A 20439-nucleotide genomic window follows, 5' to 3' on the forward strand; every position below is an offset into this window, starting at 1 on the left:
TGTCACGGTTGAAGCCGCCCGACGGACGGTCGTTGTCGCGACGCTCGAAGGAGCGGCCGCCACGGTCGTCACGACGGTCGCCGCCACCGGAGCGGAAACCGCCCGAGGGACGCTCGTCACGACGGTCGCGGTTGAACGCCGGACGGTCGTTGTCACGGTTGAAGCCGCCCGACGGACGGTCGTTGTCGCGACGCTCGAAGGAGCGGCCGCCACGGTCGTCACGACGGTCGCCGCCACCGGAGCGGAAGCCACCGCCCACGGGGCGGTCCTCACGACGGTCGTTGCTGCCGCGGAACGACGGACGGTCGCTGCTGCCGCGGTAGCCGTTGCTGCCGGCCGGACGGCCGCTGCGCTCGCCGACGCGGTCGCTGCCGCCACGGTAACCACCGCGGTCGCCGCCGCGGTTGTCCCGGCGCTCGAAGTTGCCGCGGTCGTCGCGACGCTCCTCGCGCGCAGCCTGCTGCTCCGGCACGGAGGTGGCGGCCAGCAGTGCGGCCTCCGCCTCGGCGGCGACCTCGGCCACTGCGGCCTCGGGGTCGTCGCCCCGCTCGCGTGCGGCGCGGGCGACCAGGCGGTCGGCCTCCTCGCGCAGCTCCACGGCACGGCGCTGGATGCGCTCCAGCTGCTTGGTCAGGTCGGCGGCCTCGCGCTCGGCCTGCTTGGCGGCGTTGTTCGCGGAGTCGGCCTGGACCTCGGTGAGCGAACGGGCGCCGGTGATCTCGGCGACCTCCGGCTCGAAGACGCCCGCGCCCTGGACGATGTGACGCGACGCGTCGACGCCCGCGTCCTCCATCAGGCGGAAGATCTGGCGACGCTGGTGCGGCAGCGCCAGCGAGACGACGACACCGGACTTGCCGGCACGGGCGGTACGGCCCGAGCGGTGCAGGTAGTCCTTGTGGTCACCGGCCGGGTCCACGTTCAGGACCAGGTCGATGCCGTCGACGTGGATACCGCGGGCGGCGACGTCGGTCGCGACGAGCGCGTTGACGAAGCCCTTCTTGAAGTCCTCGAGAACGCGGGTACGGGCACCCTGCGTCATGCCGCCGTGCAGTGCGTCCGCCTTGACGCCGGCCTCGATGAGCTGCTCGGCGATCCGGTCGGCGCCCAGCTGGGTGCGGACGAAGATGATCGTGCGGCCCTTGCGTGCGGCGATGGCGGAGGTGACCGGCGCCTTGTCCTTCGGCTTCACGACGAGGACGTGGTGCGTCATGGTCGAGACGTTGCCCTGGGCGGAGTCGACCTCGTGGGTGACCGGGTTGCTCAGGTAGCGCTTGACCAGGGTGCCGATCTCGTTCTCCATGGTGGCGGAGAAGAGCATGCGCTGGCCGCCGCCGGGGATCTGGTCGAGCAGCTCGGTGACCTCGGGCAGGAAGCCCAGGTCGGACATCTGGTCGGCCTCGTCGAGGACGGCGACCTGGACGTTCTCCAGGGAGCAGGCGCCCCGGTTGATGATGTCGCGCAGCCGGCCCGGGGTGGCGACGAGGACGTCGACACCGCGCTCCAGCGCGTAGATCTGGTTGCCCATCGACGTACCGCCGCAGACGACCTTCATCTTCAGGCCGAGCACGTCACCGTAGGGCTGCAGCGCGTCCGCGACCTGCATCGCGAGCTCGCGGGTGGGGGTGAGGATGATCGCGCGGGGCTTCTTCTTCTCGGTGTGCCCACCGGCCAGCGAGGCCAGGGTCGGCAGACCGAAGGAGAGGGTCTTGCCGGAGCCGGTACGGCCGCGGCCCAGGATGTCCTTGCCGGCCAGGGCGTCCGGGATGGTCGCCGCCTGGATCGGGAAGGGCGACGTCACACCGTTCTGCGCGAGCTTGCGGACGATGCCCTCGGGCAGGCCCAGCTCGGCGAACGTGATGGTCGGCTCGGCGTCCGCCTCGTCGGCGGCGGAGTCGGCCTGCTCGGTGTCGGCCTGCTCGGCCTGGGGGGCGTCGGTCTCGACGGACTCCACGACCTCGGCGACCTCGGCAACGACGGCCTCTGCGGCCTCGATGAGCTCGGCGCTCTCGACGTTGTTCTCGACGTTCTCGGGCATGACGGTGTGGTCAGAACTGGAAATTGACATGCGAAATGCGAAACCTTCCGGAGTCTCGGCACGCGCCCGTAACTCCGTGTTTTCGCAATTTCGACCGCCTCAATGCGGTCCAGCCACGGCAAGGGAGAGTACGCGCCACACGGCGCTCTTCTGTGTCGGCGCCGGGCAATGGGATCAAACGATCTATAACCATACGCACTCTTCCCCCCATTGCGCAAACCGCCCCCCGCCGGCCACCCCTTCAGGCCGGTCCCACCTGCGGTGATGCCTCCGGAGTCCGCATCGCGTAGACGCCGTCCGGCGCTCCCGTCGCGCCGTTACGGAACTGAGCGGCCGGCGAGGCCGAGGGCACCGGCGGCGGCTCGGAGGGCTCCGGCTCGGGCTCCGGCGGGTCCGGCGGCTGCGGGGTCTCGGGGGTACCGGGTCCCGGGTCGGACGGGGCCGGCGACTCCGGCTGCTCGGGGACCCCGGGGCCCGGCGCAGAGGGCAGCGGCGTCGCCGGGTGGCCGCCCGCCGCCGGGCCGGACCCGCCGGATTGCGCACCGGGGCTGCCCGAGGGGGCGGCGGAGGCGCTCGGACCGGCGGACCGGCCCCCCTCGCGCTCGGAGTGCGCCCCGGCGCCGCCCCCCGTACGGGCCCGGCCGGTACCGGCCACCGTGGACCCGTCCGGCTCGGCCACCGATCCCTTCGGTACGGCGGAGCGGGAGGGCGCCGGTTTCCCCCCGTCGGAGCCGATGCTCATACAGCCGGTGGACGCGGCGATCGTCACCGCAGTGACGGCCGCCCAGCGGACGGGAACGGGGAACTGGCGCACAGGGGCACCTCCGGGGGCGCGAGGAAGGACGAGGCATCACGGAAACGAGCCGGGAGCGCTGTGCCCAACTCCTGCCGCCCCACCGGGGACACGCTCCCGGACAGGCCCGCACACCTCATTCACACCTCGCGATGTGCCGCATCTCACCCACAACCGGGCCCGCGACCTCTCGCCCGCACCCGCATCTCACCCACGACCGGGCCCGCAGCATCTCGCCGCCCGCACCCGCATCCGGGCGCGCGCAGCCCCGCCCTCACCCGTAACCGAGCGCGTGCAGCCTCTCGTCGTCGATGCCGAAGTGGTGGGCGATCTCGTGCACGACCGTGATTTCCGTCTCGGCGACGACATCCTCGCGCGACTCGCACATCCGCAGCGTCGGCCCCCGGTAGATGGTGATCCGGTCCGGCAGCACGCCCGCGTACCACTCACCGCGCTCGGTCAGCGGCGTGCCCTCGTAGAGCCCGAGCAGTTCCGGATCATCGGACTCCGGTTCGTCCTCGACGAACACCGCGACGTTGTCCATCAGCCGGGTGAGCTCCGGCGGGATCCGGTCCAGCGCCTCGCCGACCAGTTCCTCGAACGCTTCCCGCGTCATCTCCAGCACCCCGCCATTGTCACGTACGGCCGCCGGATGTGCCCCGGTGTGCCGGAAGCGCATATCCGCCTCCTCACCGGGGCATACGCGCCCAATGGCCCGCGACCCGTTCCGTGCCGCAGCAGCCGGCGCCCGGCACCTCCTCCGCCCCCGCCCCCGCCCGCGCTCCGGCCGCCGGTCCGGGAGCCGGCCCCGCCATGGCGGCATGCCGGCCGTCTCGCCGCGTCCGTTGGCCCGCGCGCTGGGCCTGGTCGCCGTCGTGCTGTTCGGCGCCTGGCTCGGGCTGCTGGTCGTCGGCAGTGTCCGTACGCCCGTGGGCCCGATGGACACGACCATGACCCTGCGGCCCTCCCTCAGCGGCGGCACCAAGATCAACGTGTCACCGCTCGGCGCCCTGGAACTGGACTCGCACCACGCCCCGGTCCGGCTCGACGTCGACGTCGACCGCCTCGACCCGATCCGCTCCGAGGCCCTGGTCCAGCACCCCGAACGGCTCGCCGGCCTGGAGGACGAGGTCACCGATGACGTCAGCGCAGGTGCCCGCGAGCTCGCCGTGCGCTCCTGCGTCGCGGTCGTCTCCGGAGCCACCGCGCTCGGCCTGGCCGTCTACCGCAGGCCCCGGCGCGCCCTGGCCGCCGGCGGGCTCGCACTCGCGCTGCTGACCGCCTCGGGCGTCGGGGTGTACGCCACCTGGAACCCGGAGTCGGTCCTGGAGCCGAAGTTCTCCGGGCTGCTCTCCAGCGCCCCCTCCGTCGTCGGCGACGCCCGCTCGATCGTCACCGACTTCGACGTCTACCAGCAGGAACTCGCCCGGCTGGTCACCAACGTCACCAAGCTGTACGACGCCACCTCGACGCTCCCCGTGTACAGCCCGAACCCCGCCACGCTCCGCGTCCTGCACGTCTCCGACATCCACCTCAACCCCGCGGCGTGGCACATCATCGGCTCGCTCGTCGAGCAGTACGACATCGACGTGATCATCGACTCCGGCGACACGATGGATCACGGGGCGGCCGTGGAGAACAGCTTCCTCGACCCGATCAGCGATCTGGGCGCCCCCTACGTCTGGGTGCGCGGCAACCACGACTCGGCGGTGACGCAGAAGTACCTGGAGGGGAACAAGCGGTTCAGGAACGTGCACGTGCTGGACGAGGGCCGCGCGGTGAACGTCGGCGGGCTGCGGGTGGCGGGCATCGGGGACCCGCAGTTCACCCCGGACCGCACGGGGCCGGAACAGGCCGAGGGTGTCGAGCGGGCGGCGGGTCTGCGGCTCGCCGCCGCGCTGCGCGACCAGCGACGGGCGGGCACCCCGGCCGACATCGCCGTCGCCCACGAGCCGGAGGCGGCCCGGCAGACGGACGGGACGGTCCCCCTCGTCCTGGCCGGCCATGTCCACCACCGGCAGAACGAGCTCATGAAGCTCGGCACCCGGCTGATGGTCGAGGGTTCCACGGGTGGCGGTGGGCTGCGTGCCGTACAGAACGAGAAGCCGGAGCAGGTGCTCGCGTCGGTGCTCTATCTGGACCGCTCCACCCGCCGCCTGCAGGCCTGGGACGAGATCACCCTGGGCGGCCTCGGCCTGACGACCGCCGAGGTCAGCCGCCATCTGCCGAAGGAGAGCCGGCCCGACGCGACGCCCTCCCCTATTCGGTTTGGCTGACACCGAAACCCCCGTGTACAGTCTCCGACGTGCCCAAGGGCGCCGGTCAGGGCTCGACCGTTCTGAAACCTCAAAGGTTGAAGGAGAAGCTGAACCTCTCGAGGGAAAGCAGAGTCGCACGCTTCTTCACTTTCCCTTCGGGCGACAGACGCGGAAGCAAGCTGTACCAGCAGTTCTGCCCTCATCGTCTAGTGGCCCAGGACGCCGCCCTTTCAAGGCGGTAGCACGGGTTCGAATCCCGTTGGGGGCACGCACAACCTGTGCGACACTTAGTCGCACAAAGCTTGGTCCTGTGGAGCAGTTTGGAGTGCTCGCCACCCTGTCAAGGTGGAGGCCGCGGGTTCAAATCCCGTCAGGACCGCTGCAGCCCGTATGAGCTGCGTGGCTGGGTAGCTCAGTTGGTACGAGCGATCGCCTGAAAAGCGATAGGTCGCCGGTTCGATCCCGGCCCCAGCCACCACCCGAAGGCCCCGTCCAATGGACGGGGCCTTCGTCGTGTCAGACGCCCTTCCGGTCCGAGGTGTTCGCCCGGTCGGTTCGGTCAGTGCGGTCCGCACCATCCATGCCGTCGGCGCCGTCCACACCCTTCGCGCCCCGGCCCCGCCCGGACCGCACCGCGAGCACCAGCAGCACCACTCCCACCACCGCGACCAGCAGCACCGTGTCCGGCACATGCTCGCCGATGCCCCGGGCCCACTCCTCCACGGCGAAGGACTGGTCCACGTTCAGGAGACCGGGCAACGCCGTCGTCCCGTCGTACGCGAGGAACAGCGCGCCGAGGCCGATGAAGAAGAGCCCCGACAGCAAGGTCGTGGTGTGCAGCTCGAAGCGGCCGAGGCGCAGGGCCCGACCCCGCAGCCACGCCCTCCGGCCCAGTTCGAACCGCTCCCAGAGCAGCGCGAGCAGGAAGAGCGGCACCGCCATGCCCAGCGCGTAGACGGCGAGCAGCAGCCCTCCGTACGCCGGGCTGCCGCTGACGGCCGCGACGGTGAGGACGCTGCCGAGGATCGGTCCCGCGCAGAAGCCGGCCAGGCCATAGACGGCGCCGAGCGCGTAGACGGACAGGGCGGTCGTGGGGCGGATCCGGCCGCTGAGTGCGGAGATCCGGCGCGAGGCGAAGCCCAGACCGACGATCTGTGCGACGCCGAGCCCGATGATCAGCCAGCCCGCGCCGAGCACGAGGGCGTCGCGATGGCCGTAGAAGAACCGTCCGGCGTACGAGCCCGCGGCACCGAGCGGGACGAGGGTGGTGGCCAGGCCCGCATAGAAGATCCCGGTCCGGGCGAGCAGCCGGGAGGCGGAGTCGATGGAGTACGCGAAGAAGGCGGGGAGCAGCAGGGCGCTGCACGGGCTGAGCAGGGCCAGCAGCCCGCCGAGGAACGCGGCGAAGTAGCCGATGTCCGATGTCACCGCGCGGAGCCCTCGGGAGCTGCGGAACCCACTTCGGGGGAACTCGCTTCGGGGGAGTTCTCTGCACGGGAGTTCTCTTCGGGGGAGCTCTCTTCGGGGGATGTGGTGCTCTCCGGGCCGGTGGACTTCTTGGCGTCCTCCTGGCCGGCACTGCCCAGGTTCTTTGCCCGGTCCGCCGCCTGCTCGATGGCGCGGGTGAACGTCTCCGCCGGCTGCGCCCCGGCGATCGGGCGGCCGTTGATCAGGAACGACGGGGTGGACGTCGCGCCGATCCCGTACCCCTGCTCCTGGTCCTTGCTCACCGCTGCGGCGGCCGCCGAGCCGTCCGTGTCGCGGACGAAGCGGTCGAGGTCGGGCACCCCCGCCTGGCGGGCGAGGGCCTTCAGCCGGTCCTTGCCGAATCCCTTCTCCTTCGCTCCATCGGCGTACGCGGCGCGGTGGAACTCCCAGAAGCGACCCTGCTGCCCGGCGGCCCAGGAGGCGCGCGCGGCGGACTCGGACTCGGCGCCGAAGATCGGGAAGTTGCGCCACTCGATGCGCAGGGTGCCGTTGTCGACGTACTTCTTCACGAGGGCGGGTTCGGTGTCCCGGGCGAACTTTCCGCAGTAGCCGCACTTGAAGTCGGCGTACTCGATGAGGACGACGGGCGCGTCCGCCCGGCCCATCGCCAGCTTGTCGCCGGCGTCACGCCGGGCGAGCTTCGCCAGTTCCGCGTAGACGCCCTCGTCCGGGTCCGCGGTGACACCCGCCACCGCCGAGGACGAGGAACGGGCGCCGGGGGAATCGGGGGCGGTCGCCCGGTAGGACACGTAACCGAACAGCGCGGCTGCTACGACGACCCCGGCGCCGTAGATCAGCGGCTTCCTGCGGGACGTCCGGGACGACGGCTTCGGGGACGGCTTGGGCATGGATGTGGGCATGCGGAACTCCGGGCTGGTGATGCGGGAGGAGGGAGGAGGGACGGCAGGGAAGGGGGTGGGCCGTCTACACCCTCAGTACGGAGAGTTCCACCGGGGTCGGAGCGGCCGCGTCGGGTCCGCGCAGCGTCATCGGCGCGGGCCGCAGGAACGCCCCCTGGCCGGTGGCCGCGGGCAGGCCCCATTCGGCGAGTCCCGGCGCCTGGTCGTGGGCCGCGCGGGCCCGCCCGGGAACGGCCGGCTCGGTGCCGTCGTGCTTGCCCTTCCTGCCGCAGCCCGGGAGGCCGTCTCCCTGCCCGATGCCCATGGACACGGCCACGGACGGCCCCGGAGAGGGCGTCGACACCGAAGCCGTCGCCGGTCCGCAGAACAGCCCCAGGACGACCGCAAGGGCCGCCACGAGGCAGCACCACGACGAACGGGACACGGTGGACAGGCCTTCCGGCAGGGGGCTCGGCAGAGAGATCAACTGTCCGGAATGGTACGTGCTGTGATCGCGGCGTCCCCGACCGTACGGGCCCGGTGACGCAGACCGCGAGAAATAGGTTCGCCGTTCCCCGGGCCCGGGTGAGATCCTGGGACCCGTATGTCTACTTCCTTTGCCGATCTCCAGTCCCAGCTCGGGCAGCTCTCGCTCCGCGACGCGCACCGGCTCGGCCGCCGCCTCGAAGGCGCGCGCCGCATTCGTAAGCCCGAGGCCCAGCAGGCCGTGCTGGACGAGATCGCGGCCCAGGCCACGAAGGCGTCCGGGCGGCTCGCGCTGCGGGCCGGGCGGATGCCTGTCCTGTCGTACCCCGAACAGCTCCCGGTCAGCCAGAAGAAGGACGAGATCCTGGAGGCGATACGCGACCACCAGGTCGTGATCGTCGCCGGTGAGACCGGCTCCGGCAAGACCACCCAGATCCCCAAGATCTGCATGGAGCTGGGCCGTGGCGTCCGCGGCATGATCGGGCACACCCAGCCGCGCCGGATCGCGGCCCGCACGGTGGCCGAGCGGATCGCCGAGGAGCTGAACACGCCGCTGGGCGAGGCGGTCGGCTGGAAGGTCCGCTTCACCGACCAGGTCAACCAGGACGCGACCTTCGTCAAGCTGATGACGGACGGCATCCTGCTCGCCGAGATCCAGACGGACCGCGAGTTGCTCGCCTACGACACGATCATCATCGACGAGGCCCACGAGCGGTCGCTGAACATCGACTTCCTGCTCGGCTATCTGGCCCGGCTGCTGCCCAAGCGTCCGGACCTGAAGGTCGTCATCACCTCGGCGACCATCGACCCGGAGCGCTTCGCGCGCCACTTCGGCGAGGCGCCGATCGTCGAGGTCAGCGGGCGTACGTATCCGGTCGAGGTGCGATACCGCCCCCTCCTCGAAGAGGACAGCGAGGACTCCGACCGCGACCAGATCACCGCGATCTGCGACGCCGTGGACGAGCTCCAGACGGAGGGGCCGGGCGATGTGCTGGTCTTCCTCTCCGGCGAACGGGAGATCCGCGACACCGCGGACGCGCTCGGCAAGCGCAACCTCAGACACACCGAGGTGCTCCCCCTCTACGCGCGCCTGTCGCACGCCGAGCAGCACCGCGTGTTCCAGCGCCACACGGGACGCAGGGTCGTCCTCGCGACCAACGTCGCCGAGACCTCGCTGACCGTCCCCGGCATCAAGTACGTGATCGACCCGGGCAACGCCCGTATCTCCCGCTACAGCCACCGCACCAAGGTCCAGCGGCTGCCGATCGAGCGGATCTCGCAGGCCAGCGCCAACCAGCGCAAGGGCCGCTGCGGCCGTACGTCGGACGGCATCTGCATCCGGCTGTACTCCGAGGACGACTTCCTGACCCGCCCGGAGTTCACCGACCCGGAGATCCTCCGTACGAACCTCGCCTCCGTCATCCTCCAGATGACCGCGGCCGGTCTCGGCGACATCGAGAAGTTCCCCTTCATCGACCCGCCGGACCACCGCAACATCCGCGACGGTGTGCAGCTCCTCCAGGAGCTGGGCGCGCTGGATCCGGAGGAGAAGGATCCGAAGAAGCGACTCACCCCGCTGGGCCGTCAGCTCTCGCAGCTGCCGGTGGACCCGCGCCTGGCCCGGATGGTCATCGAGGCAGACCGGAACGGCTGCGTCCGCGAGGTCATGGTCATCGCCGCCGCGCTCTCCATCCAGGACCCGCGCGAGCGGCCGTCCGAGAAGCAGACGCAGGCCGATCAGCAGCACGCCCGGTTCAAGGACGAGACGTCCGACTTCCTGGCGTTCCTGAATCTGTGGCGCTACATCCGCGAGCAGCAGAAGGAGCGCGGCTCCTCCAGCTTCCGCCGGATGTGCAAGCAGGAGTACCTGAACTTCCTGCGCATCCGCGAATGGCAGGACATCTACGCGCAGTTGCGTACGGTCGCCAAGCAGATGGGGCTCGAACTCGAGGAGTCCTCGACGGGTACTGCCGCTCCCGAGCAGTCGGTGCACACCTCGCTGCTCGCCGGTCTGCTGTCGCACATCGGGCTGAAGGACACCGAGAAGAACGAGTACCTGGGCGCCCGCAGCGCCAAGTTCGCGGTCTTCCCCGGGTCGGCGCTCTTCAAGAAGCAGCCGCGGTTCGTGATGTCGGCCGAGCTGGTGGAGACGTCCCGGCTGTGGGCGCGGGTCAACGCCCGGGTCGAGCCGGAGTGGATCGAGCCGCTGGCCGGACATCTGCTGAAGCGCACCTACAGCGAGCCGCACTGGGAGAAGGACCAGGCGGCGGTGATGGCGTACGAGCGGGTCACGCTGTACGGCGTACCGATCGTGGCCCAGCGCAAGGTCAATTTCGGCCGGATCGACCAGGAGGCCTCGCGGGATCTCTTCATCCGCAACGCCCTGGTCGAGGGTGACTGGCGCACGCACCACCAGTTCTTCCACGACAACCGCAAACTCCTGGGCGAGGTCGAGGAGTTGGAGCACCGCGCCCGACGCCGCGACATCCTCGTGGACGACGAGACCCTCTTCGACTTCTACGACCAGCGGATTCCCGAACACGTCGTCTCGGGCGCGCACTTCGACTCGTGGTGGAAGCACAAGCGCAAGGACGAGCCGGACGCGCTGGACTTCGAGCGCTCCATGCTCATCAACGAGAAGGCCGGGGCCGTCACCAAGGACGACTACCCGGACTCCTGGCGGCAGGGGAAGCTCAAGTTCCGCGTGACGTACCAGTTCGAGCCCGGTGCGGACGCCGACGGCGTGACCGTCCACATCCCGCTCCAGGTGCTCAACCAGGTCACGTCCGAGGGCTTCGACTGGCAGATCCCGGGCCTGCGCGAGGAAGTGGTCACCGAGCTGATCCGTTCCCTGCCGAAGCCGATCCGCCGGCACTACGTCCCCGCGCCGAACTACGCGGACAAGTTCCTGGACCGGGCCGTACCGCTGCAGGAGCCGCTGCCGGTGACGCTGGCCCGGGAGCTCCAGCGAATGGTCGGCGTCCCGGTCACCGCGGACGACTTCGACCTGAGCCGGGTCCCGGACCACCTGAAGATCACCTTCCGGGTCGTCGACGAGCGGCGCCGCAAGGTCGCCGAGGACAAGGACCTGGAGGCGCTGCGGGTCCAGCTGCGCCCCAAGGCCCGTCAGGCCCTCTCCCAGGCCGCCGCGGCGACCGCCGGGCCGTCCGGGGAGTCCATCGAGCGCTCAAAGCTCACGGACTGGACGATCGGCACGCTGGACCGGGTCTTCGAGACGCGGCGCGCGGGCCAGCCGGTGAAGGCCTATCCCGCTCTCGTCGACCAGGGTGAGAGCGTCGCCGTGCGGCTCTTCGACACAGAGGCGGAGCAGCAGCAGGCGATGTGGCGCGGCACCCGGAAGCTGATCCTGCTGAACATCCCGGTGAATCCGGCGAAGTTCGCCTCGGACAAGCTGACGAACCAGCAGAAGCTGGCCCTGTCCCGCAACCCGCACGGCTCCATCCAGGCGCTCTTCGACGACTGCGCGACCGCGGCCGCCGACCGCCTGATCGCCGCCCACGGTGGTCCCGCCTGGGACGAGGCCTCGTTCAGGAAGCTGTACGACAAGGTGCGCGCCGACCTGGTGGACCTGACCGTCCGCACGATCGGCCAGGTCCAGCAGATCCTGGCGGCCTGGCAGGCCTGCGAGCGCCGGCTGAAGGCCACCAACAGCCTGGTCCTGATCAACAACGTCACGGACGTACGGGACCACCTCGCCCGCCTCGTGCCGCCCGGGTTCGTCACCCTGACCGGGCTGCGCAGGCTGCCCGACCTGATGCGCTACCTGGTCGCCGAGGACCGCCGCCTCCAGCAGATGCCGACGAACGTCCAGCGCGACACCACGCGTATGGAGAAGGTCCACGAGATGCAGGACGAGTACGCCTGGCTGCTGGAGCAACTGCCGCAGGGCAGGCCCGTTCCGCAGGAGGTCCTGGACATCCGCTGGATGATCGAGGAGCTGCGGGTCAGCTACTTCGCGCATGCCCTGGGCACCGCGTTCCCCGTCTCCGACAAGCGGATCGTGAAGGCGATCGACGCCGCCGCCCCGTAGGGCGCCTGTTGGTGGGCGCGTAACGGCTCCACCACCAGGAGTGAGGTCGACCGCACCCTCTGAACTCCTGTACAGTCTGTCTTCGCAGCAAGCCGCAAGGCAGCCGCGAAAACCTGGTCCTGTGGAGCAGTTTGGAGTGCTCGCCACCCTGTCAAGGTGGAGGCCGCGGGTTCAAATCCCGTCAGGACCGCAGTAACGAAAGCCCGGATCCCCTGGATCCGGGCTTTCGTGCGTCTTGACTCCGGAGTCCGCCGACGAGTACTCAGAAACCAAGGGCTGCCCCTGGTTTTCCCGGGTGGGGGCGCGCATCCACCGGGAGGTGGCGCGGATGGCGGTATCCACGGGCGAGGGCTTGCAGCCGGACCGGTCCGGCCCCCGCGAACCGGCCGGGGCCTTCGTCGCACCCGTCCGGGTTCCGGGCCCCGCCCCGGCCCCGGCCCCTGCCCCGCTTCGCAGGCGGACGCCTCGGCACGAGATCCGGGCCCTGCTGCGCGCCCACCTGGCTGCGGCTTCGGGCTACCGCCACCTCACTCGGCACTGCGCGGTCTGCGCACGGTTACTGCGGCTCGCCATGGAGCCCACGGCGGCCCCCGGACCGCCGGAGCGAGCGGCGGAGCCCACGGCAGCCCCCGAAGCCCTGGAACAGACCGCACGACCCGTGAAGACCCCCGGGCGGCAGGAACAGACCGCCGGGCCCGTGACCGCGTCCACGCGGCTGGGACGGGCCGCGGGGCCCGTGACCACCGCCACTCGGCCGGGAGCGGCCATGGGGCCCTCGATCGCCCCCGGGGCGCCGGAACAGACCGTGGGGCCCGTGTCCGCCTCCACGCGGTCCGGACGGACGGCAGAGCGGTCCGGACGGACGGCAGAGCCCGTGGCGGGCGCCGTAGCCCCGCACAAGGCCGCTGAGCCGTCGGACGCGGCCCTCGTAAGCCGGTCCGACCGCCGGCAGATGTCGGCCCGTCACACCCCCGCACCCGCCTCGGCGCCCCCCGGCGGTGCCGAAATGGGCTTCGGTGACCGGCGCGACCCCACATGGGCACAGGACGAAAGTCCTCCCGCCACGTGACCAATGGCTTGACGTTCCGCTCCACCGCAGTGGCAGGCTCGCACTTGGCAAGACTCATGCGATGTGACGGGTGTCACCGAATCAGTTTTCAGAAGGTGTGGCTTTACACCCTTCCTACAACTGGCGAATTTAATATGTGCAATTGCACCCCTGGGCAAGGGCACCCCGGGGAACCCTCCACCCCACCCCGATCCACCCTCCACGGGGTCGGCGCGCACACCCCTCACCGAGACGAACGCACCCTCACAAGGCCGATCCGGAGCCGACCGGACGCCCGGTTTCCAGTGGCGGAATACGGGCGGACGGACGCCGGGAAGGCGACCCGCATCGACGTCGGCCGCGCGCACAAAAAAGATCGCGCTGGACCCGGCGGAGTCCAGCGCGATCTCATGACGACACCCGTATGGCACAGGTATGGCGCCCGTTGGGGCGGGCGCCCGTCATATGGAGCTATGGGTGGGCTATGTGGGTTGGGGGACCCAGAAGCCCAGTTGTGACGCGGCGACAGGGGTATGTCAGGCCTCGCTGCGCTGCTGCGGAATACCCGCAAGCAGTGCGCGGACCTCTGCCTCGCGGTACCGGCGATGTCCACCGAGCGTGCGGATGGACGTGAGCTTGCCTGCCTTGGCCCAACGGGTAACCGTCTTCGGGTCCACGCGGAACATCGTGGCAACCTCAGCCGGGGTCAGCAGCGGCTCGGCATCAGGGGTGCGAGCGGTCATGAGCGGCCTCCTCGGGAGAACCGAACCATCTCGGTTCTTTCCTCTAAATTCTGCACCTTGACCCGCGTTGCCCGAAATGGCGGACGCGGGCCGAGTCGGTTATAGGACGAACGGCTTGTCCTCGGCACTACAACTACACCATCCGTCCAGCCACGTCGGCCAAACCGATGGAATTGCCCTCCCAGGTGTTCATCAGCGACGGAAGCCGATGGACCATGCCATAGCGGACAGTCACACCACCGTGACGATCAGTCACAGAGCGATCAGGAGTCACCAGACCCCCCATAGAGTGCAATACCGAGCATTCCGCCCTTACTTGGACGGATGGAGTCCTCCCCGGACTCCTTGTCCTATTTTGGCACGAGGAGTAGGGAAGGACGCAAGAGCCCCGTAAGTGCTATCCATCACGCTTGAGGCAAAGGCCCGGTTCGGGACGTAGGTCCCGCGACCACTGAGGTACGGTTCCGCCTCTTCACTCTCACGTGTCACACGGGTCACAGGTTCATCGATCATCAGTTCGCGAACTGGCGGTCCCTCACGGCCCTCCAACGCTCCGCAAGACGGGCATACGCCTCGCTGGCCCCCTCGGCGTCCCCGGCACCGAGCGCAGCGATGCCCTGCGCCACATCCGCGGCGCTCCGGTCCCCGGCGAGCTGCTCCGCCGACAGGGCGTGCACCAGCCCGCCGTAGTCCAGCTCCACGAGCGCGCGCGGGTGGAACTCCTCCAGCCACCGCCCGACGTCGACCAGCCCCTCGGTCAGCGGTCCGTCGTCCATGGACTCCCGCAGCGTCTTCAGGCCCCGGGCCAGCCTGCGCCGCGCCTGGACCATCGGCGTCCGGTAACGCAGCAGGGGCGGCTCGCCGCCCTCCCCCGCCTCCCGGTACTCGCGCTCCTCGTCCGAGAACAGGACGAACCAGCGCACCGGGACCTGCCAGACCGCCGTCCTGATCCACGGCCGGGCATCCGGATTGCGCTCCGCCCACCGTTCGTGGTCGGCCACGGCCTGCCCGCGCACCACCGGCGGCAGCACCGCGTCGAGCACCGCACCGGGAAACATGTCCGCCAGCCCGTCCAGCGCCAGCCACCCGCGCAGCCGGGTCCGCCACGGGCTGACGCACACCACGCCGTCCACCTCGGCGACGAACGCGTCGGCGCTCTCGTGCGCCGGCACGCCGACCGGCGGGGTCGCCGCCAAGTCGGCCAGGGAACGACGCAGTTCGTCCTGGGCCGTGGGAATCTGCCCGCGGCCCGCATAGCGGGCCCAGTGGGCACGTTCAGCCTCCGGGAAGGCCGCCAGTGGCTCGTACACCCGGAGGTAGGACGCGTAAGGGACGAGCACTGAAGACACCACCGACATGCAGCGATCGTGTCACGCCCGTACTCCTGCAGGGGGTGATCCTCGGCACTGGAACAGATCTGCGTGCTCCGAGGAATTACGCTCTTGCCCGGACGGACCGGGTGTGCCGGTCCGCCCGGGCCCTCCCCACCTTCAGTAGGGCCCTCCGCCGCTTCGTACTTGGGAGTCACCACAGTGACCGATGTGACCGGCGCGCCTGTCGATGTACTGCACACCCTGTTCCATTCGGATCAGGGGGGCCACGAACAAGTCGTGCTCTGTCAGGACCTTGCCAGCGGCCTCAAGGCCGTCATCGCCATCCACTCCACCGCACTGGGCCCGGCCCTGGGCGGTACCCGTTTCTACCCGTACGCCTCCGAGGCCGAGGCCGTCGCGGACGCCCTGAACCTGGCGCGCGGCATGTCGTACAAGAACGCCATGGCCGGTCTCGACCACGGCGGCGGCAAGGCGGTCATCATCGGTGACCCCGAGCAGATCAAGACCGACGAACTCCTGCTGGCCTACGGCCGCTTCGTGGCTTCGCTCGGCGGGCGCTACGTGACGGCCTGCGATGTCGGCACGTACGTCGCCGACATGGACGTCGTGGCGCGCGAGTGCCGGTGGACCACCGGCCGCTCCCCCGAGAACGGCGGCGCAGGCGACTCCTCCGTGCTCACCGCGTTCGGCGTCTTCCAGGGCATGCGGGCCTCGGCCCAGCACCTCTGGGGCGACCCGACGCTGCGTGGCCGGAAAGTGGGGGTCGCGGGCGTCGGCAAGGTGGGCCACCACCTCGTCGAGCACCTGCTGTCGGACGGCGCCGAGGTCGTGATCACGGATGTACGGGACGAGTCCGTGCGCCGGATCACGGAGAAGCACCCCGAGGTCACCGTCGCGGCCGACACCGCGGCGCTGATCCGTACCGAGGGTCTGGACATCTACGCGCCGTGCGCACTCGGCGGCGCCCTGAACGACGACACCGTTCCGGTGCTCACCGCGTCGGTGGTGTGCGGCGCGGCCAACAACCAGCTCGCGCACCCGGGCGTCGAGAAGGACCTGGCGGACCGTTCGATCCTGTACGCACCCGACTACGTGGTGAACGCGGGCGGTGTCATCCAGGTCGCGGACGAGCTGCACGGCTTCGACTTCGACCGGTGCAAGGCGAAGGCGTCGAAGATCTTCGACACGACCCTGGCCATCTTTGCGCGTGCGAATGACGATGGCATTCCGCCGGCCGCCGCCGCCGACCGGATCGCCGAGCACCGGATGGCGGAAGCCCGCCGCGGCTCAGTGCGCCCGTAGCCGAGTGCGCCGCCGGCCCGGCCGAACGCACCGCCGGCCGTAGCCGAGTGCGCCGACAGCCCTACAGGGCGTCATGCCGGCGCACGGCCTGCCCGCCCGCCGACCGGCGAGACAAGACTCACTCCGGTCGGCGGGTCGCATGCCAATAAGAGGTTAAAATCGCAGTTGACCAGCGAGGACACGCTCCTCGCGGGTCCTCTTCCGGGGCACGTGACGCGGGCGGCGTACCGTATGGCCGCGGAAGCAGGTACCGTTAAAGCACTACGGGCACGGTCTCTCTGCCGAGAGTCCGTTCTGAAACATGAACGCGTGTCAAGACTCTGGGGCCGTCGAGCCCCGTCACCGAGGGGGTCGAGCCATGGGGCGCGGCCGGGCAAAGGCCAAGCAGACAAAGGTCGCCCGTCAGCTGAAGTACAGCAGCGGCGGGACTGATCTGTCGCGTCTGGCCAATGAGCTGGGCGCATCACCTTCGAGTCAACCACCGAACGCAGAGCCGTTCGAGGACGACGACGAGGAAGATGACCCGTACGCACAGTACGCGGATCAGTACAACGACGACGATGACGAGGACGAGGGCGATCAGTCCGGTCCGTCGTCACAGCGCCGCGGCGCTTGACCTCGCGCTGACACATCAACCCGGTCCGGGCCTGTCCCGGACCGGGTTCTGTGCTGTCCCGGTCCGGAGCCGACGAGGCTTCCGGCAACCGGACGGACCTTTCGGCCCGCCCGGCATTCCGTTCGACTTTCCGCAGCTCGCTCGCCGCCGGGGTGAGCGCGTCCGCAGGACCGCTGCCGCGCTCAGCGCGCGTACGTGCCCACGAGCTCCGCGCCCGTCGTGTGCGCGCCACGGTCCGTGATCTCGCCCGCCACCCAGGAGTCGACCCCGCGGTCGGCAAGGGTCGTCAGTGCGGCGTCCACCGATTCGGCGGGGACGATCGCGATCATGCCGACGCCCATGTTGAGCGTCTTCTCCAGCTCCAGCTGCTCGACCTGACCGGCCTTGCCCACGAGGTCGAAGACCGCGCCGGGCGTCCAGGTGGAGCGGTCCACCGTCGCGTGGAGGGAGGCCGGGATGACCCGGGCCAGGTTGTTGGCCAGACCGCCGCCGGTGACATGGCTGAAGCCGTGCACATCGGTCGTGCGGGTCAGGGCCAGGCAGTCCAGGGAGTAGATCCTGGTGGGCTCCAGAAGCTCCTCGCCGAGTGTCCGGCCGAACTCCTCGACCTGGCGGTCCAGCGTCCAGCCCGCCCGGTCGAAGACGACGTGGCGGACGAGCGAGTACCCGTTGGAGTGAAGGCCGGACGACGCCATAGCGATGACGGCGTCGCCCTTGCGGATACGGTCCGGGCCCAGCAGCCGGTCGGCCTCGACCACGCCCGTACCGGCGCCGGCGACATCGAAGTCGTCCGGGCCGAGCAGGCCGGGGTGTTCGGCGGTCTCGCCGCCGACCAGGGCGCAGCCTGCCAGCACGCAGCCTTCGGCGATGCCCTTCACGATGGCCGCGACACGCTCGGGATGCACCTTGCCGACGCAGATGTAGTCGGTCATGAAGAGCGGCTCGGCACCGCAGACGACCAGGTCGTCCACGACCATGCCGACGAGGTCGTGGCCGATGGTGTCGTACACGCCCATCTGGCGGGCGAGGTCGACCTTCGTGCCGACACCGTCCGTGGCGGAGGCGAGCAGCGGACGCTCGAAGCGCTTGAGGGCCGAGGCGTCGAAGAGTCCGGCGAAGCCGCCGAGGCCGCCGAGGCCTGCGACCTCGGGGCGCTGCGTCTTCTTCACCCACTCCTTCATCAGCTCTACGGCGCGGTCGCCGGCCTCGATGTCGACGCCCGCTGCCGCGTAGGAAGCACCTGTTGTCTCAGACATTGCCTGGGATCTTTCGTGTGGAAATACGGGGCTGGTGGGAAGGCTGCCGAACGGTCCGGATCACGGACGGCGCAGCGCGTCGGCCGCTGCGGTCGCCGCAGGGCCTGCCGCCAGCTCGGTCTCCAGCAGCTGCTTGCCGAGCAGCTCCGGGTCCGGAAGCTCCATCGGGTACTCGCCGTCGAAGCAGGCGCGGCACAGGTTCGGCTTGTCGATCGTCGTCGCCTCGATCATCGCGTCGAGCGAGATGTACGAGAGCGAGTCGGCCCCCATCGACGTGGCGATCTCGTCGACGGACATGCCGTTGGCGATCAGCTCGGCGCGGGTGGCGAAGTCGATACCGAAGAAGCAGGGCCACTTCACCGGCGGGGACGAGATCCGGATGTGGATCTCGGCCGCTCCGGCCTCGCGGAGCATCCGGACGAGTGCGCGCTGGGTGTTGCCGCGGACGATCGAGTCGTCGACGACCACCAGTCGCTTGCCCTTGATGACTTCCTTGAGCGGGTTCAGCTTGAGGCGGATGCCCAGCTGCCGGATGGTCTGGGACGGCTGGATGAAGGTCCGGCCGACGTAGGCGTTCTTGACGAGTCCGGCGCCGAACGGGATTCCGCTGGCCTCCGCGTAACCGATCGCGGCGGGGGTGCCGGATTCCGGTGTCGCTATGACCAGATCGGCCTCGACCGGGGCCTCCGCCGCCAGCCTGCGTCCCATCTCCACGCGGGAGAGGTAGACGTTCCGCCCTGCGATGTCGGTGTCGGGGCGGGCCAGGTAGACGTACTCGAAGACGCAGCCCTTCGGCTTCGCTTCTGCGAAGCGGGAGGTGCGCAGGCCGTTCTCGTCGATGGCGACGAGCTCGCCCGGCTCGATCTCACGGACGAAGCTGGCGCCGCAGATGTCGAGGGCGGCGGACTCGGAGGCCACCACCCAGCCGCGCTCCAGCCGGCCGAGAACCAGCGGGCGGATGCCCTGCGGGTCACGGGCCGCGTAGAGGGTGTGCTCATCCATGAAGACGAGGGAGAAGGCGCCCCTCACCTCGGGAAGCACCTTGGTGGCCGCCTCCTCGATGGTCAGCGGCTTGCCGTCCGCATCGGTCTGGCCGGCGAGCAGCGCGGTCACCAGATCGGTGTCGTTGGTCGCGGCGACCTGGGTGGCGCGACCGTCCTTGCGCGGAAGGTCGGCGACCATCTCGGCGAGCTGGGCCGTGTTGACCAGGTTGCCGTTGTGACCCAGGGCGATCGAGCCGTGCGCGGTCGCACGGAACGTCGGCTGCGCGTTCTCCCACACCGAGGCACCGGTGGTGGAGTAGCGGGCATGACCGACCGCGATATGGCCCTGGAGCGATCCCAGAGACGTTTCGTCGAAGACCTGCGAGACCAGTCCCATGTCCTTGAAGACCAGGATCTGGGACCCGTTGCTCACTGCGATGCCCGCGGACTCCTGTCCACGGTGCTGCAGGGCATACAGTCCGAAATAGGTGAGCTTGGCGACCTCTTCGCCCGGAGCCCAGACACCGAAGACGCCGCAAGCGTCCTGGGGGCCTTTCTCTCCGGGGAGCAGGTCGTGGTTGAGTCGTCCATCACCACGAGGCACGCCACCGAGTGTAGGCGAGATCGACCACTGGTCCGAATTGGGGACGCCCCCTCGGACTGCGGAAGACGCGCCCTCGCAGCCCTCTCCGCAGCCGCACCGAGCGGTGACGCGGAGTGAACGCCGTCCGAGGCCGGACGACCGGTCGTAGCCGCGTCGGGGCAGTCGCCGCCCGGATCACCGGCTGGTTACCGACGGGTTCCGGCCACGGTGGGGTGGGGCGTCCGGGCAGGTTCGTGGCACTCCGTGAGGTGCCTCCTCACGGCCCCGCACGGGGTGGCCGAACGCTCGTTTCGTGGTGAGCCTCACACCGGGCGGTCGACAGGAGGACCGGTATGAGACCTCTTGTGACGCCTGGCCGAACCACTTGTGACCGCTGGGCTAAACCCTTGCGGCGCTGGGCGAGATGCTGCGGCGTGGAGATGGCTGCGGTGTGGGGATGCCTGCGGTGTGGAGGATGCTTGCGGTGTCGAGATGGTTGCCGCTCGGGCGAGACCTGGCGGCGGGCGACATGCCTGTGGCGCTAGGCGACACGCTTACGGCGGCGCACGGGCGAAGCCCTGGCGGCGGCGGGCGAAGACCGCGTCGGGGGGCCGGACGGCGTTC

15 protein-coding genes and 4 tRNA genes are annotated in these 20439 nt (G+C 70.0%); 9 read left to right on the plus strand and 10 right to left on the minus strand.

Going from position 1 to position 20439, the window contains the following annotated elements:
* The 3 genes from ACIOEW_RS13855 to ACIOEW_RS13865 all read right to left on the minus strand — a co-directional run.
* A partial coding sequence (locus ACIOEW_RS13855) for a DEAD/DEAH box helicase (protein WP_401963936.1) occupies positions 1-2035 on the minus strand: 2035 nt, incomplete at its 3' end.
* Positions 2036-2276: 241 nt separating this feature from the next.
* Entirely contained in the window at positions 2277-2849 is a 573-nt protein-coding gene (locus ACIOEW_RS13860; protein ID WP_401963938.1) for a hypothetical protein, read from the minus strand.
* Between the two features lie 253 nt (positions 2850-3102).
* Positions 3103-3453, minus strand: coding sequence for a metallopeptidase family protein (locus ACIOEW_RS13865; RefSeq protein ID WP_206309567.1), 351 nt, complete (start codon positions 3451-3453; stop codon positions 3103-3105).
* Between the two features lie 85 nt (positions 3454-3538).
* Here ACIOEW_RS13865 and ACIOEW_RS13870 point away from each other — a divergent pair, with 85 nt between their 5' ends.
* The 4 genes from ACIOEW_RS13870 to ACIOEW_RS13885 all read left to right on the plus strand — a co-directional run bounded on the left by ACIOEW_RS13870 (position 3539) and on the right by ACIOEW_RS13885 (position 5564).
* A complete protein-coding gene (locus tag ACIOEW_RS13870; RefSeq protein WP_401963940.1) occupies positions 3539-5104 on the plus strand; it encodes a metallophosphoesterase in 1566 nt (521 codons plus the stop codon).
* Positions 5105-5281: 177 nt separating this feature from the next.
* Positions 5282-5354 (plus strand) — tRNA-Glu (locus ACIOEW_RS13875).
* A gap of 36 nt (positions 5355-5390) precedes the next feature.
* Positions 5391-5465: transfer RNA gene (locus tag ACIOEW_RS13880), tRNA-Asp, on the plus strand.
* Positions 5466-5487: 22 nt separating this feature from the next.
* A tRNA-Phe gene (locus ACIOEW_RS13885) sits at positions 5488-5564 on the plus strand.
* Between the two features lie 38 nt (positions 5565-5602).
* On the opposite strand, the gene ACIOEW_RS13890 is transcribed toward ACIOEW_RS13885, so the two are convergent.
* From ACIOEW_RS13890 to ACIOEW_RS13900, 3 genes are all read right to left on the minus strand, one after another.
* Positions 5603-6514 (minus strand): cytochrome c biogenesis CcdA family protein, encoded by a 912-nt coding sequence (locus ACIOEW_RS13890; RefSeq protein ID WP_401963942.1) that lies wholly within the window; start codon positions 6512-6514, stop codon positions 5603-5605.
* Positions 6511-7434, minus strand: coding sequence for a DsbA family protein (locus ACIOEW_RS13895; protein ID WP_401963944.1), 924 nt, complete (start codon positions 7432-7434; stop codon positions 6511-6513). Before ACIOEW_RS13895 ends, ACIOEW_RS13890 begins: the two co-directional genes overlap by 4 nt.
* A 64-nt stretch (positions 7435-7498) precedes the next feature.
* Entirely contained in the window at positions 7499-7831 is a 333-nt protein-coding gene (locus ACIOEW_RS13900) for a hypothetical protein (protein ID WP_362540413.1), read from the minus strand.
* Positions 7832-8017: 186 nt separating this feature from the next.
* Between ACIOEW_RS13900 and hrpA the strand changes: the two genes are divergently transcribed.
* The 3 genes from hrpA (at position 8018) to ACIOEW_RS13915 (ending at position 13019) form a co-directional block, all read left to right on the plus strand.
* Positions 8018-11950, plus strand: a complete 3933-nt coding sequence (gene hrpA / locus ACIOEW_RS13905) for an ATP-dependent RNA helicase HrpA (RefSeq protein ID WP_401963946.1) — start codon at positions 8018-8020, stop codon at positions 11948-11950.
* Between the two features lie 115 nt (positions 11951-12065).
* A tRNA-Asp gene (locus ACIOEW_RS13910) sits at positions 12066-12140 on the plus strand.
* A 138-nt stretch (positions 12141-12278) separates the two neighbouring features.
* The gene (locus ACIOEW_RS13915) at positions 12279-13019 is read left to right on the plus strand and encodes a DUF6274 family protein (RefSeq protein WP_401963948.1); all 741 of its coding nucleotides are present in this window, start codon (positions 12279-12281) and stop codon (positions 13017-13019) included.
* A 515-nt stretch (positions 13020-13534) separates the two neighbouring features.
* Here the strand turns inward: ACIOEW_RS13915 and bldC are convergent.
* Complete coding sequence (gene bldC / locus ACIOEW_RS13920) at positions 13535-13741, minus strand: developmental transcriptional regulator BldC (protein ID WP_003949541.1); 207 nt, start codon at positions 13739-13741, stop codon at positions 13535-13537.
* Positions 13742-14253: 512 nt separating this feature from the next.
* Positions 14254-15099 (minus strand): hypothetical protein, encoded by an 846-nt coding sequence (locus ACIOEW_RS13925; RefSeq protein ID WP_401963950.1) that lies wholly within the window; start codon positions 15097-15099, stop codon positions 14254-14256.
* Positions 15100-15273: 174 nt separating this feature from the next.
* Between ACIOEW_RS13925 and ACIOEW_RS13930 the strand changes: the two genes are divergently transcribed.
* Together ACIOEW_RS13930 and ACIOEW_RS13935 are read left to right on the plus strand one after the other, a co-directional pair.
* Entirely contained in the window at positions 15274-16377 is a 1104-nt protein-coding gene (locus tag ACIOEW_RS13930; protein WP_401963952.1) for a Leu/Phe/Val dehydrogenase, read from the plus strand.
* Positions 16378-16735: 358 nt separating this feature from the next.
* Positions 16736-16993, plus strand: coding sequence for a DUF3073 domain-containing protein (locus tag ACIOEW_RS13935; protein WP_362540398.1), 258 nt, complete (start codon positions 16736-16738; stop codon positions 16991-16993).
* A 182-nt stretch (positions 16994-17175) separates the two neighbouring features.
* Here the strand turns inward: ACIOEW_RS13935 and purM are convergent, their stop codons facing one another.
* Positions 17176-18249 carry a phosphoribosylformylglycinamidine cyclo-ligase gene (purM, locus tag ACIOEW_RS13940; RefSeq protein WP_362540395.1) on the minus strand — a complete coding sequence of 358 codons (1074 nt, stop codon included), beginning with the start codon at positions 18247-18249 and terminating at the stop codon, positions 17176-17178.
* A gap of 60 nt (positions 18250-18309) precedes the next feature.
* On the minus strand, positions 18310-19836 hold the full coding sequence (gene purF, locus ACIOEW_RS13945) for an amidophosphoribosyltransferase (protein WP_362540392.1): 1527 nt from the start codon (positions 19834-19836) through the stop codon (positions 18310-18312).
* Between the last annotated feature and the right edge of the window lie 603 nt (positions 19837-20439).

The sequence above is a fragment of the Streptomyces sp. NPDC087901 genome, from assembly GCF_044742205.1.
Taxonomy (GTDB): Bacteria; Actinomycetota; Actinomycetes; order Streptomycetales; family Streptomycetaceae; genus Streptomyces.